This is a genomic window from Actimicrobium antarcticum, from assembly GCF_039536745.1.
In the GTDB taxonomy this organism is placed as follows: domain Bacteria; phylum Pseudomonadota; class Gammaproteobacteria; order Burkholderiales; family Burkholderiaceae_D; genus Actimicrobium; species Actimicrobium antarcticum.
Genome location: NZ_BAAAZE010000002.1, coordinates 57897 through 72239 on the forward strand (window position 1 = coordinate 57897; position 14343 = coordinate 72239).

At 59.3% G+C, this 14343-nt stretch carries 10 protein-coding genes and 1 tRNA gene; all 11 read left to right on the top strand.

The window, feature by feature from the left end:
* Positions 1-15: 15 nt before the first annotated feature.
* Positions 16-1002, top strand: coding sequence for a DNA-binding protein YbiB (gene ybiB / locus ABD720_RS01575; protein WP_344761461.1), 987 nt, complete (start codon positions 16-18; stop codon positions 1000-1002).
* 638 nt (positions 1003-1640) lie between these two features.
* On the top strand, positions 1641-2846 hold the full coding sequence (locus ABD720_RS01580) for a cation:proton antiporter (RefSeq protein ID WP_344761540.1): 1206 nt from the start codon (positions 1641-1643) through the stop codon (positions 2844-2846).
* 24 nt (positions 2847-2870) lie between these two features.
* A complete protein-coding gene (locus tag ABD720_RS01585) occupies positions 2871-4037 on the top strand; it encodes a YbdK family carboxylate-amine ligase (RefSeq protein ID WP_344761462.1) in 1167 nt (388 codons plus the stop codon).
* A 747-nt stretch (positions 4038-4784) separates the two neighbouring features.
* Positions 4785-5006 carry a hypothetical protein gene (locus ABD720_RS01590; protein WP_344761463.1) on the top strand — a complete coding sequence of 74 codons (222 nt, stop codon included), beginning with the start codon at positions 4785-4787 and terminating at the stop codon, positions 5004-5006.
* 626 nt (positions 5007-5632) lie between these two features.
* Positions 5633-6829: a BaiN/RdsA family NAD(P)/FAD-dependent oxidoreductase gene (locus ABD720_RS01595; RefSeq protein WP_344761464.1), complete on the top strand. Its 1197-nt coding sequence runs from the start codon at positions 5633-5635 to the stop codon at positions 6827-6829.
* A 106-nt stretch (positions 6830-6935) separates the two neighbouring features.
* The gene (gene rpsU / locus ABD720_RS01600) at positions 6936-7148 is read left to right on the top strand and encodes a 30S ribosomal protein S21 (protein WP_008451879.1); all 213 of its coding nucleotides are present in this window, start codon (positions 6936-6938) and stop codon (positions 7146-7148) included.
* Positions 7149-7242: 94 nt separating this feature from the next.
* Entirely contained in the window at positions 7243-7692 is a 450-nt protein-coding gene (locus tag ABD720_RS01605) for a GatB/YqeY domain-containing protein (protein ID WP_344761465.1), read from the top strand.
* A complete protein-coding gene (gene dnaG, locus ABD720_RS01610) occupies positions 7689-9485 on the top strand; it encodes a DNA primase (RefSeq protein ID WP_344761466.1) in 1797 nt (598 codons plus the stop codon). The genes ABD720_RS01605 and dnaG overlap by 4 nt, the downstream gene beginning before the upstream one ends.
* A 267-nt stretch (positions 9486-9752) precedes the next feature.
* Positions 9753-12245, top strand: coding sequence for an RNA polymerase sigma factor RpoD (gene rpoD, locus ABD720_RS01620; protein ID WP_425547896.1), 2493 nt, complete (start codon positions 9753-9755; stop codon positions 12243-12245).
* A gap of 161 nt (positions 12246-12406) precedes the next feature.
* Positions 12407-12485: transfer RNA gene (locus ABD720_RS01625), tRNA-Ile, on the top strand.
* 6 nt (positions 12486-12491) lie between these two features.
* Positions 12492-14030: a DEAD/DEAH box helicase gene (locus ABD720_RS01630; RefSeq protein ID WP_344761469.1), complete on the top strand. Its 1539-nt coding sequence runs from the start codon at positions 12492-12494 to the stop codon at positions 14028-14030.
* The last annotated feature ends 313 nt before the right edge of the window (positions 14031-14343 follow it).

Consider the following 14343-nt stretch of genomic DNA (forward strand, 5'->3'; position numbering starts at 1 on the left):
TGGTAACCTTCGACCATGGAAAATAGTCAATTGCAAGAGCCGCTGGCGGCGGCGCGTTTCATCAAGGTCATCGGTCGCGGCAAGGACGGCGCGCGCAGCATGAATCGCGACGATGCGCGCTTGCTGTATGGCGCGATGCTCGATGGCCGGGTGTCCGATCTGGAGCTGGGCGCGATCCTGTTATCGATGCGCATCAAGGGTGAATCGATCGACGAGATTGCCGGTTTCCTCGATGCCGCCGAAGCGTCGTTTGCCCCGCTATCGGCTCCGGCCGGTGCGCAGTACGCACCGATCGTCATCCCCAGCTATAACGGTGCGCGCCACCTGCCGAATTTGACGCCGCTACTGGCGCTGCTGCTGGCTCGCGCGGGTGCGCCGGTGCTGATGCATGGGGTGTTGCAGGACCCGGGGCGCGTCACCAGCGCCGAGATTTTTGCGGCTCTCGACATGCCGGTGGCGCAGGATATCGCCGAGGCCGAAGCGCATTTTTTGCGGCATCAGCCGGCGTTCCTGCCGATCACCGTGCTGGCTCCGAAAATGGCGCAGTTGCTGTCGTTACGTCGCATTCTCGGTGTGCGCAGTTCAACCCACACGCTGGTGAAGATCCTCCAGCCATTTCGTCAGCCGGTGTTGCGGCTCTCGTCGTATACCCATCCCGAATATCTGGAGATGCTCGGGCAATATTTCACGACGGTTGCTTCGCCCGAGCGTGGCGATGTTTTTCTGATGCGCGGCACCGAGGGCGAGACCGTCGCCAGTGTCAAGCGTGCCCAGCAAATCGACTGGTTCCATCAGGGACAGCGCACCACGCTGGTTGAAAAGCAGCTGGTCGCTGACGCCAGCATCGATGTGCCATCGGAGCGGGATGCAGAGACCACTGCGTTGTGGATTCGTCGGGTTCTCGCGGGCGAGATTGCGGTGCCGGCGCCTATCAGCGAGCAGGTTGAGCAGTGTTTGCGGGTTGCCAGGGCTGTGCGGGAGCGTGGTGGCGACGCTTGCTGATGGGGAAAATTGACTCTGACCCTAATTAATTATTTTGGATGGCGTCGGCAGCCACCTTCGCGATCAGCGCGCTCCGGAATTCGCAAGCAGGGTCAGAGTAATTTTCGCGGTGAAGCGTCGCGAAAAAAAACGCTGACCCTGGTTGCTGCCGATGTGGTTTGCGGCGGTTGGTAAAAGCGGGTGGTGTGGATTGCGCTAATTGGCAAGAGCGGTGTGTGGGGTGTGGAGGTGGCACGCTGCCACCGCCAGTTTCCGGGGTCAGAGTTTTTTTTCGCAGGGGTATCGCGAAAATTACTCTGACCCCGCAAACGGATTGCGGAGTGCAAGTGATCGCGCACTTGGCATTGACTGATTAATTGACTCTGACCCTAATTTAATCCGCCGGCACTCAACGATTAATTGACTCTGACCCTAATTTAATTGTAATTGACTCTGACCCTAATTTAATTGTCGACAGAAGCGATGTCGATAGTTGATCCGGGAGAGTCTCTGTCCATCCGGAACTTTCGATCAGATTCGCTGACAAATCGACGCGTTTGACGAGCGTCCCGAGCGGCTAGCGTATGCTCGGCTTCTTCCACCGGCTTTGTTGTCCGGTCCCTGCAGTCAAACACCCGTATTTTTTAGGAGGACCCATGCTGTCATGGACTCTCCCGTCTTTTGCCCTCGCACAACCGCTGCAGTGGAATGCCGTACTGCTGTTCGGTACCCTGTTGCTGCTAGGGTTGATCGCCGGCCACGTTGTTCAAAAAAGTAAATGGATTCCGCGCCTGACCGGCTATCTGCTGATCGGTTTCGTGCTGGGCGACGGCGGCCTGAACTGGTTGTCGGGCGATGTCCTGCAAGTGGCAAGCGTGTTCGCCGATATCGCGATGGCCCTGGTGGTGTATCAGCTGGGGCGCTATGTCGATGTGCGCTGGCTGATGCGCGAAAAGTGGTTGCTGGCGACGGTGCTGGCCTGTGCCGTGCTGTGCTTTTCGTTCGTTTCGGTGGCCTTGCTCTGGTACGGCACCTCGACCACGCTGGCCTTGCTAGGCGGCGTACTGGCCATTGCCACCGGGCCGGCGGTGGTTCTGGTGGTGCTGCGTGACCTGAAAGCCGAAGGGCAGGTGACGCGGCGACTGGCGGCAATGACGGCCTTGAACAATATTGTCGCGCTGCTGGTGGCGTATGCGCTGTTGCCGGTGGTGGCGGCCGAAAGCGGGACGCCGCTGATGATGCTGGTGACGCATACGGTGTATTCGCTACTGGGTTCGGTCTTGCTGGCGTCGCTGACGTACTGGCTGATGATGCCGCTGGCGCGCTGGCTGGGACGGCGGCGCAGCAGTCAGTTTGTACTGGTGATTGCCGTCATTACGCTGACCATCGGCGCGGCGCATGCGCTGCAGTTGCCGATCCTGCTGACGATGCTGATCTTCGCGATCCTGTCAAAAAATCTGGATCTGCAATATGACCTGATGGAGCTGGAATTCGGTGTCGCCAACGAACTCTTCATCGTGATGCTGTTCATCAGCATCGGTGCCACGATGCGACTGTCCAGCCTCACCACGGTGGGCGTCATGGTGGCGGTGCTGATTGGTGCACGCTTCGTGGCCAATGCCTGCGGAATTTTCCTGTTTTCCAAACCGGCCCGGCTCACCTTGCGCCATTCGGCATGGCTCACACTGGCCACCTTGCCGATGGCCGAAGCCGGTCTCGGGTTGGCACAGATCGGTCACCTGTATCCGCACACCGCGGCCGAAGTCGCGCCGCTGCTGGCCGGTTGCCTGATCGTGCTGGAATTGATCGGGCCGGTTGCGACGCAGCTGGCGCTGAAGCTCTCCGGCGAGAGTGATCGACCCTAGCCGATGATATCGAAGGAGACATAGATGAACGCACCCGAACAGCAGCCACAAGCCGCGATCCTGCCCTTCACGCCGTCTGCCCCGTTCACGATGGGCATCGAGCTGGAGCTGCAATTGGTGAACCGGCGCAATTACAATCTGGCGACCGATGCCGTGGACTTGTGGGGATTGATCGAGCCGCGTGCGCTGCAGGATCAGATCAAGCTCGAAATCACGCAGGGCATGATCGAATTGAATTCCAGGGTACATACCCGCGTCGATGAACTCGATGACGAACTCAAGCAACTGCGCAAGGCACTGGTCGATGGCGCACAGCGGCTGAATATCGATGTCGCCGGTGGCGGTGCGCATCCGTTCCAGCGCTGGAACGAGCAACGCATTTCTCCCGACGAGCGCTTTCATTACATTCACAAGAAATATGGCTACCTCGCCAAGAGCTTCACGGTGTTCGGCCAGCACATCCATGTCGGCGTGCCGAACGGCGATGATGCGATGTACCTGACGCATGGTTTTGCGCGCTTCGTGCCGCACTTCATTGCGCTGTCGGCGGCCTCGCCGTTCTATCAGGGTGTCGATACCGAATTCGATTCGTCGCGCAGTAATGTAGTTCGGGCGTTCCCGCTGGCCGGCACGATGCCGGTCATGCTGCGCTGGTCCGAATTCGAGCGCTACTACGACAACTTGCGCCAGATCGGCGTGATCGGCAGTATCAAGGATTTTTACTGGGATATACGGCCCAAGCCCGAATTCGGCACCGTCGAAATCCGCGTCTGCGATACGCCACTGACCACCAGCCACGCTGCCTTGCTCGGCTGCTACGCGCAATTGCTGGCACGCTGGTTGCTGACCGAGCGACCGCTGGTGATCAACGACGATTTCTATCTGCTGTATCAATACAACCGCTTCGAAGCCAGTCGCTACGGCCTCGAAGGCGATATCGCACTGCTCGATGACAGTGGCATGCCGATGGCAAAGACGCCGATCGCGGTCGACCTGCTCGATCGCCTGCAAGACCTGGCGCGCTACACCCAGAACAACGCCGAAGTCGAGGCGTTGCGCCAGTTGCGCAAACTGGCCTATGAAAAAGTCAACGATGCCGGCTGGTTGCGCACTACCTTTCGTCAGCGCGGTTCGCACAGCGACCTGATGCGCCTGTCATCGCAACTGTGGATGACGGATTCGGTGCCGTAGGAGGTCTGATCGGAAAGCGGGAATGTGCACGGCAGGGCGATTGCATAAAGGTGCAGAATCGTTGGGCTGCAAAGTCAGCCCCTGCAAGGTATCCACCGAGCCGTAAAGTTCACCACCAGAACCACCGTCTGTAGGTTGGGCTGCGAAGCCCAACATGCGTCAGGTTGCTTTGCGGGTCGCCGCGACGCGCGGTCTGCGGTAGCTAAAACGGGTTGCGCTCCGTGGAGGCAAGCCGGGTGCGGCCCGGCAGCCGGTTCTTTGCGCATCGGCGTTGCGGCTTTGGGTCGTAGGTTGGGCTGCGAAGCCCAACATGCGTCAAGTTGCGTTGCGGGTCGCCACTGCGCGCGGTCTGCGGTCTGCGGTAGCTAAAACGGGTTGCTCTCCGTTGATGCAAGCCGGGTGCGGCCCGGCAGCCGGTCACTTCTTTTTGCTTCGCCAAAATGAAGTAACCAAGAAAAAGGCGACCGCTAGACCGCTGCCCTGCGGGTTCCCAAATACCGTGCCCGGTCAGGGGGAGGGCCGCAAACTCGCTACCCTTGCAGGGCGCAGATCCGCTTGCAAGCGGATCCCGTTCCGCAGGCGGATCGCATGCGATCCGAAACCCCTGCTACACCTCAGACAGTGCGGCCCTCTTATCCCCTGCCCAGCCACGGTATTTGGCAGCGGCCTTTTATGCGGAATTCAAGGTCAAAACCAAGCCCAGCCTTGGTGAATCGATCATGGTTGGGCTCGCTTTGCGCGAGAACGATGGCTTGTAAAAGCCTTGTAGGTTTTGGTTTTGACGTTGGTTTTGACGTTGGTTTTGACGTTGGTTTTGACGTTGGTTTTGACGTTGGTTTTGACGTTGGTTTTGACGTTGGTTTTGAACTCGATGTCGATCACGACGAGGAAGTTTTCTCGCGCAAAGCGAGCCTAGCCATCAATCAATCACCAAGGCTGGGCTTGGTTTTGACCTTGAATTCCGCATAAAAGGCCGCTGCCAAAAACCGGGTACGGCAAGAGGATAAGAAGCCCGCACTGTCTGAGGTGTAGCAGGGGTTTCGGATCGCATGCGATCCGCCTGCGGAACGGGATCCGCTTGCAAGCGGATCTGCGCCCTGCAAGGGAAGCGAGTTTGCGGGCTTCCCTCTTGCCGTACCCGGTTTTTGGGACCCCAAGGGCAGCGGTCTAGCGGTCGCTTTTTTTGCTTACTTTATTTGGCGAAGCAAAAAAAGTGAGCGGCTGCCGGGCCGCACCCGGCTTGCATCAACGGAGCGCAACCCGTTTTAGCTACCGCAGACCGCCGACTGCAGACCGCGCGTCGTGGCGACCCACAACGCAACCTGACGCATGTTGGGCTTCGCAGCCCAACCTACGATTCGGCAACGTTACCGTCGCTGTGTTTGCTATCCGACTCCCACCTGTAAATGGCGGGCTGCATAGCCCGCCAGGCATACTCAGGCACGCTTGCGGTGCCGACATCGCACATCGACCCTGAAGCCGCTAGAACCTTCATGCAATTGCCCGCATGAACGAGCCTCGCGTGCTGCGTCTGACGCTGCGTCTGAGACGGTGTCTGACATACAATCACGGTTTTTCCAAGTCGTGGCGATCCGATGGCAGAGCAATTTGATGTGGCAGTAATCGGTGCCGGCGCGGCCGGCATGATGTGCGCGGCGGTGGCCGGCCAACGCGGCAAGCGCGTCGTGCTGATCGACCATGCCGAAAAACTCGCGGAAAAAATCCGCATCTCCGGTGGCGGTCGCTGTAACTTCACCAACCTGCAAGCCACGCCAGCCAATTTTCTGTCGCAGAATCCGCATTTTTGCAAAAGCGCGCTGTCGCGTTACACGCCGCAGGATTTCCTGAGTCTGCTAAAACGGCACCACATCCCGTACCACGAAAAGCACAAGGGCCAGCTGTTCTGCGATCGCTCCGCCGAAGACATCATCACGATGCTGAAAGCCGAATGCGATCTCGGTAACGTCAGCTGGCGCATGCCCTGCAAAGTCCATGGCATCGCCAGGGCGGAGCAGGGTTTTACGATCGACACCGGCGCCGGTCTGGTGCATGCCGACAGCGTCGTCATTGCCACTGGTGGCTTGTCGATCCCCAAGATTGGTGCCACCGATTTTGCCTACCGCATCGCCACCCAGTTCGGCCTGAAAATGGTCGAGACCCGTCCTGCGCTGGTGCCGCTGACGTTCGATCCGGCGTCATGGCAGCCGTTTGTCGAGCTGGCCGGGATTGCGCTGGAGGTCGATGTCAGCACCGGTGTCAAAAAGCAGCGCATGGATTTTCGCGAAGACTTGCTGTTCACACACCGGGGTTTGTCGGGTCCGGCGATCCTGCAGATTTCCAGTTTCTGGCAACCCGGCACCGCGCTCTCGCTCAACTTCCTGCCGCAAACCGATCTGGGCACCACGCTGATCGAGGGCAAGTCCAGTCTCAGGAAAAACCTCGGTAACGTGCTGGCGCAGTTGCTGCCGGCGCGGCTTTCGGCTGGCTGGCTTGCGAGCAATGGCTTCGACAGCGAAGCCAAGCTGGCCGACATGCCCGACAAGCAATTGCGCCGACTCGGTGATTCGCTCAATGCCTGGACCGTCACGCCGAGCGGCTCGGAAGGCTATCGCAAGGCCGAGGTCACGGTCGGCGGCGTCGATACGCGCGAGCTGTCCCAGCAAAGCATGATGGCCACCCGCGTGCCCGGTCTGCACTTCATCGGCGAAGCCGTCGATGTCACCGGATGGCTAGGTGGCTATAACTTCCAGTGGGCCTGGGCATCGGGCTTTGCAGCGGGTTCGGCGGTCTGAGTGATTCCGGCTATTTCGGCTAATTCGGGATTACGCCTTCCTTTCGTGAAATGAATCTGATAGACTCGCGGTCTTCCCTTGAAACGTCGGCTTAAAACCCTAACACATGACAACTATTCGCCTAAAAGAAAACGAGCCTTTCGAAGTCGCCATGCGCCGCTTCAAACGCACCATCGAAAAAACTGGTCTGCTGACCGAGTTGCGTGCACGGGAGTTCTACGAGAAGCCGACCGCTGAGCGCAAGCGCAAGCTCGCAGCGGCAGTCAAGCGCCACTACAAGCGTATCCGTAGCCAGCAACTGCCTAAAAAACTGTTCTAAATTCTTCAGCCGCATGTACTGCGGCTGAAATGCAAGCCCGCTCCGGTGCAAGTCCGCAGCGGGTTTTCGCTTTTTCATTGACCATGGAGCCAGCATGAGCCTGAAAGAACAGATTACCGACGACATGAAGTCCGCCATGCGCGCCAAGGAAGCCGTCAAGCTTGGCACGATCCGCCTGATCACCGCTGCGATGAAGCAGAAGGAAGTCGACGAGCGGGTCGAGCTGAACGACACCATGATCCTCGCCATCATCGAAAAAATGATCAAGCAGCGCAAGGATTCGATCAGTCAGTTCGAAGCAGGCGCACGCCAGGACCTGGCCGATATCGAAAAAGCCGAACTCGCGATTCTGGTGGCCTACATGCCAGCGTCGTTGTCGGAAGCGGAAGTGCAGGCCGAAGTGGCCGCTGCCGTGACCGCCAGCGGTGCTGCCGGTCCGCAGGATATGGGCAAAGTGATGGCCATCCTGAAGCCGAAGCTGGCTGGTCGCGCCGACATGACCGCCGTGTCGGGTCTGGTGAAAGCTGCGCTGACCAAGGCGTGATCCCGCAATCGTTCATTCAGGATCTGCTCAACCGCGTTGACATCGTCGACGTGGTCGGCCGCTACGTCCAGTTGAAAAAGGGCGGCGCGAATTTCATGGGCCTGTGCCCGTTCCATAACGAAAAATCTCCCAGCTTTACGGTCAGCCCGACCAAGCAGTTTTATCACTGCTTCGGCTGCGGCGCGCATGGCACGGCGATCGGCTTCCTGATCGACTATTCGGGCATGGGATTTGTCGATGCGGTTAAGGACCTGGCCCAGAACGTCGGGATGGTGGTGCCCGAAAGCGACGACAAGATGCCGCCGGCCCAGCGTGCGGAGTATCAGGCCAAGAGCATGGCCTTGTCTGACGCCATGACCCGCGCCTGCGACTTTTACAAACTGCAGTTGCGCACCGCAGAGCGCGCCAAGGAATACCTGATCGGTCGCGGACTGACCGGCGAAATTGCCGGCCGGTTCGGTATCGGCTATGCGCCGGATGGCTGGGATAGTTTGCGCACGGTGTTTCCGGACTACGATGCGACCGCACTCGTTGAAGCGGGTCTGGTGATCGACCGTACCGACGAGGAGGGTGCCAACCGCAAACGCTATGACCGTTTCCGTGATCGCATCATGTTTCCGATCCGAAATACAAAAGGCCAGGTGATCGGATTTGGTGGCCGAATTCTTGATAGCGGCGAACCCAAATACTTGAATTCTCCGGAGACGCCCTTATTTCAAAAGGGCAGTGAATTGTATGGCTTGTTCGAAGCCCGTCAGGCCATCCGTGATGCGGGTTATGTGCTGGTGACCGAAGGCTACATGGATGTGGTGGCACTGGCGCAGCTGGGATTTCCGCAAGTCGTGGCAACCCTGGGCACGGCATGTACGGCGATTCATGTGCAAAAACTGGCGCGGCAGACCGACCACGTGATTTTCAGTTTCGATGGCGATGGTGCGGGGCGTCGCGCGGCACGCAGGGCGCTGGAAGCCAGCTTGCCGTACGCCGCCGACAACAAGACCATCAAGTTTCTGTTCCTGCCGTCGGAACACGATCCGGACAGTTATGTGCGCGAGCATGGCACGGCCGGTTTCGAGCAACAGGTGCAGGACGCGATGCCGCTCTCGCAGTTTCTGCTGAAGATCGTGACGGACGAGAACGACCTGGCGACGCCGGAAGGCCGGGCCAAGGTGCAGTTCGAGGCCAAGCCCTTGTTGCAGGCGATGCAGGCCTCGTCATTGCGGTTGCAGATCGTGCGTGGACTGGCGCAACTGACCCAGACCACGCCCACTGAAATTGAAACACTGTTCGAGCTGGCCAGCCCGGCAGCACGGGTACGTGCCGCGCCACCACGCGGCAAGCGTACGCCGCCAGTCGGGCTGGAATTGCAGGTGATGCGTTTGCTGGTCGCGCATCCGGTGCTGGCGGCGGATCTGGACGACGATGCGCTGGAGGCGATGGTGCATTTCGTGCCGGACAACGCGGCGATGCTGCTGCAGCTCGTCGGTGCCGGGCAGGAAATGGGCGCGCAAGCCAGTTTTGCGATGTTGTCCGAGCACTTGCGCGCCAGCGGTTCCGATTTCGACGGCATGATCGCCGAGATCGCTGCCGAGCCCGAGTCGGACCGCGATGCAGCACGTCTGGAGCTGGCTGGCGCGGTGCGGCAGACCAAGATGCGGATGATTACCGACGAACTCAATCAGCTCGCGCAAGGTGGAATGAAGCAGCCCGACCAGCTGGCCCGTTACCGTGAGTTGTCTTTGAAGAAAGACCAGTTGCGGCGCGATGCGGAAGAAGAAATCGCCCGGCGTTAGCCGGTTATCGCAGCCGAAAGTGCGGTTATTTGCAGTTTTCGTGTGCGTCAGGTGGTTACTTCAGGGTGGGGTAAAGCAGGTGATATGGTATCCTAGCGGGCTTTTGGTTAAAGGCCGCAGAGTAGCGCAGTAGGTGTCCCGTGCAACGCCGTACATCGCGCAGCAAGGGGCAAAAAACAAGAACAGTGCGTAGACGATGGTCGCGATGTTGCCAGTCAAGTCGCACACAATGAGCAACCTTTTGGTAGTTGATCGATGGCAAACGCAATGAAGAAAACCGAGAAGACCGTGATGTCCCCCGTCAACGATGGCAAACCTGCCGCGTTGAAAGCGCAAGCCAAGGCTGCGTCAGGGAAGTCGCCCCAGCCGGCAGCCACCGAGAAATCATCGTCCACGAGGTCAACGACCACACCGACCACACCGACCAGCACCGCCCCGAAAGCCGGGTCGAAAGCGCAGGCGAAGTTGCCTGCCAGCGCGTCGTCGGCAGTGCCTGCAACCCCGGTATCAGCGCCATTGAAAGCTCCCGTGACAACCAAGAAATCCGAATCCAAAACTGCCGCCAAGGCCGCTCCAGCCAAAGTTGAAAACAAGCCTGGCGTGAATGTGATGATCACGGCCACTGTCAGTCAGACTACGGATGCCGCCACGCTGGCAGCGATCGATACGTCGAGCTATGTGCTGCCGTCGATCAAGGTGCCGGGTCGGCGCGGTCGCAAACCAAAAGAATTCCAGCCAGAAAACGACGAAGTCGCCGCCCTCAATGCCGTTGAGCGCGCCGAACTGAAAGCGGTCGACAAGGCCAAGGCCAAGGACCGCAAGGCGAAAGAAAAAGCCTTGCTGAAAGATGCGTTTTCGTCAGATACGGAAGCCACCGAAGAAGAACTCGAGCGCCGTCGCCAGAAACTGAAAACGCTGATCAAGCTGGGCAAAGACCGCGGCTTCCTGACCTACGCCGAAATCAACGATCACCTGCCAGAAAACATCGTCGACCCTGAAGCCATCGAAGGCATCATCGGCACGTTCAACGACATGGGTATCGCGGTCTACGAGCACGCGCCGGACGCCGAAAGCATGCTGCTGACCGACAACGTCGCCACGGTCGCCAGTGATGACGAAGCCGAAGCTGCTGCTGAAGCCGCGCTGTCCACGGTAGATTCCGACTTCGGTCGCACCACCGATCCGGTGCGCATGTACATGCGTGAAATGGGATCGGTCGAGCTGCTGACCCGCGAAGGCGAAATCGAAATCGCCAAGCGCATCGAAGACGGCCTCAAGGACATGATCCAGGCGATCTCGGCTTGCCCGACCACGATCGCCGAAATCCTTGCCGCAGCAGAGCGCATCACCAACGGCGAATCCAAGATCGATGAAATCGTCGACGGTCTGGTCGACATGCTGGTGATCGACGTGGTCGTGCCGCCCGTGGTCACCGTCACGACCGGCGACGAGGACGAAGAAGAAGTCGAAGAAGAAGAGGAAGAAGCCGGCGGCGAAGAAGAAACCAACGCCTCCGGTGCGGCAGGATTCACGGCCGAGCAGATCGAACAGCTCAAGCGCGAGTCGCTGGTCAAGTTCCAGGCGATCTCGACCCAGTTCGACAAGATGCGCAAGGCCTACGAAAAAGAAGGCTACAAATCTAAGCCCTACGTCAAGGCGCAGGAGGCCATTTCCACCGAACTGCTGGCGATCCGCTTCACCGCCAAAGTGGTCGAAAAACTGTGCGACACCTTGCGCGGCCAGGTCGACGAAGTGCGTCACATCGAAAAGCAGATCCTCGACGTTGCGGTCAACAAATGCCGCATGCCGCGCAGCCACTTTATCAAGGTATTCCCGGGTAACGAAACCAACCTCGACTGGGTCGATGGCGAAGTCAGCGGCAACCATCCGTACAGCGTCATCCTTGGCCGTAACGTGCCTACCGTCAAAGAGCTGCAACAGAAACTGATCGACCTGCAATCGCGCGTGGTGCTGCCACTGCCCGACCTGCGCACGATCAATCGGCGCATGGCCGCGGGTGAAATGAAAGCCCGTAAAGCCAAGCGCGAAATGACCGAAGCCAACTTGCGGCTGGTCATTTCGATTGCCAAGAAATACACCAACCGCGGCCTGCAATTCCTGGATCTGATCCAGGAAGGCAATATCGGCTTGATGAAGGCAGTCGACAAATTCGAATACCGTCGCGGCTACAAATTCTCGACGTATGCAACATGGTGGATCCGCCAGGCCATCACGCGCTCGATCGCGGACCAGGCACGCACCATCCGTATTCCGGTGCACATGATCGAAACCATCAACAAGATGAACCGCATCTCGCGCCAGATCCTGCAGGAGACCGGCGCAGAGCCGGATCCGGCCACTCTGGCGATCAAGATGGAAATGCCGGAAGAAAAAATCCGCAAGATCATGAAGATCGCCAAAGAACCGATCTCGATGGAAACGCCGATCGGTGACGACGACGACTCCCATCTGGGCGACTTCATTGAAGACAACAACACGCTGGCGCCAGCCGATGCGGCATTGCATGCGTCGATGCGCGGCGTGGTCAAGGACGTGCTGGATTCGCTGACACCGCGTGAAGCCAAGGTGCTGCGGATGCGCTTTGGTATCGAAATGTCGACTGACCATACGCTCGAAGAAGTCGGCAAGCAGTTCGATGTCACCCGCGAGCGTATCCGTCAAATTGAAGCAAAAGCGCTGCGCAAGTTGCGTCATCCGTCGCGTTCTGACAGACTAAAGAGCTTCCTCGAAGGAAATTAAACCGGACAGACCGGAACGCCGTGCAGGGGAGCCAGCCAACATGCTGCAATTGGCGCGTGGCAGCACCTGTCGGCAGGACCCGGTCCTTGCCACACCAGTTAATTTGTCCTGCCGACGGTGCAGGACACAACCCGCGAATGCAAATTCGCACTACAGAAAATGGGCCTCTAGCTCATGCTTGGTTAGAGCAGCGGACTCATAATCCGTTGGTGCCGTGTTCGACTCACGGGAGGCCCACCAAACATCATGACCGACATCCAGACCGACGCCGTCACCGACACGGCTGCAGACAGCGAACCCGCCCTCCGCTTTGCGGACTTCGGGCTGTCCCCCGAAATTTTGCGTGCCCTCGCCGATCAGGGCTATCAACACCCGACGCCGATTCAGGCCGCCGCCATTCCGGTGGTACTGCAAGGCCGCGACGTGATGGGCGCAGCGCAAACCGGCACCGGCAAGACTGCCGGTTTTTCGTTGCCGATCATCCAGTTGTTATTGGCCAATGCCAGCAACAGCGCCTCGCCGGCACGCCATCCGGTGCGGGCCCTGATCCTGACGCCGACCCGCGAACTGGCCGACCAGGTTGCCGAAAACGTCAAAGCGTATTGCCGCCACACGCCTTTGCGCTCGACCGTCGTTTTTGGCGGCATGGACATGGCGCCGCAAACCGCTGCGCTGCGTGCCGGCGTCGAAATCGTCATCGCCACCCCGGGCCGCCTGCTCGATCACGTCCAGCAAAAAACGCTGAACCTGTCGCAGACCCAGATCCTCGTGATGGACGAAGCCGACCGCATGCTCGACATGGGCTTCCTGCCGGATTTGCAGCGCATCATCAATTTGCTGCCAAAGAAGCGCCAGAACCTGATGTTCTCGGCCACCTTCTCGGGCGAGATCAAGAAACTCGCCAGCAGCTTCCTTGACAATCCGGTCACCATCGAAGTCGCCCGCAGCAACCAGACAGCCGACCGCGTCACGCAAGTGGTCTACAAGGTCGACAACGACGACGCCAAGCGCGATATCGTCGCGCACCTGATTCGCGGCCGCCAACTCAAGCAAGTCCTGGTCTTCTCGAACACCAAGATCGGCGCCTCGCGCCTGGCCCGCGAACTCGAAAAGGGCGGCGTCAAAGCCTCCGCAATCCACGGCGACAAATCCCAATCCGAACGCATGGCCGCGCTCGACGCCTTCAAAAGCGGCGAAATCGATGTGCTGGTAGCGACCGACGTTGCTGCGCGCGGACTCGACATCTCCGACTTGCCTTGCGTGATCAACTACGACTTGCCGTACAACGCCGAAGACTACGTGCACCGCATTGGTCGCACTGGCCGTGCGGGCGCGTCGGGTGATGCGATTTCGCTGTATTCGGATAAAGACGAGCGGCTCTTGCTCGATATCGAAAAGCTGATCAAGCACAAATTTGTCCCGGCCGAACTGGTGGGATATACACCGCCATCGGAGCGTAGCGAGCGACGTCCGCGGCGCGAGCCGGAGGCGCAGTCGCAGTCGCAGCTTCAGCCGGGCAGTGCCGCAGTACCGGGCGCGTCCGAGCGCCCGGCCCGCACACCGCGTCCACCACGCGAAGATTCCAGCCGTTCGGAAGCCCCGCGCACCGACGCCAGCCGCCCGCCATTCCAGCGCCGTGAAAAGGTCGATCCGTGGTTTTCGAAGCCGTATGAGCCGAGTGTGTCGGCGCAAAACGAAGCAGCGGCAGTGCCGGGTGCTGCGCCAGCGTCGGGCAAGAGCAAGCCGCGGGTTGCGGCGTTGTTGGGTGGGATGCCGAAGCGGTAAGACAAGACATTGCATGAAGAGCTGCCGACGAAATTTTTGGGTGGCTCGCGTTGAGGTTAGTCACAAATTTCCGGCGCTTTCTGAGCTCTCGGCGGCAACACGCCATCGGCAGAGCGTTTGTTTTCGTCAACGATCGAAAACCATCCGCTCTCGCCAACTGCAGCAAACCATGCGCTTTCGCCAGTCGCAGCAAACCACATGCGCAGCAACCAGGGTCAGAGTTTTTTTTCGCAACGTTTCATCGCGAAAATTACTCTGACCCTGCTTGCGGAATTCGAAGCGCGCTGATCGCGACCGCAGCTGCCGATGCGCC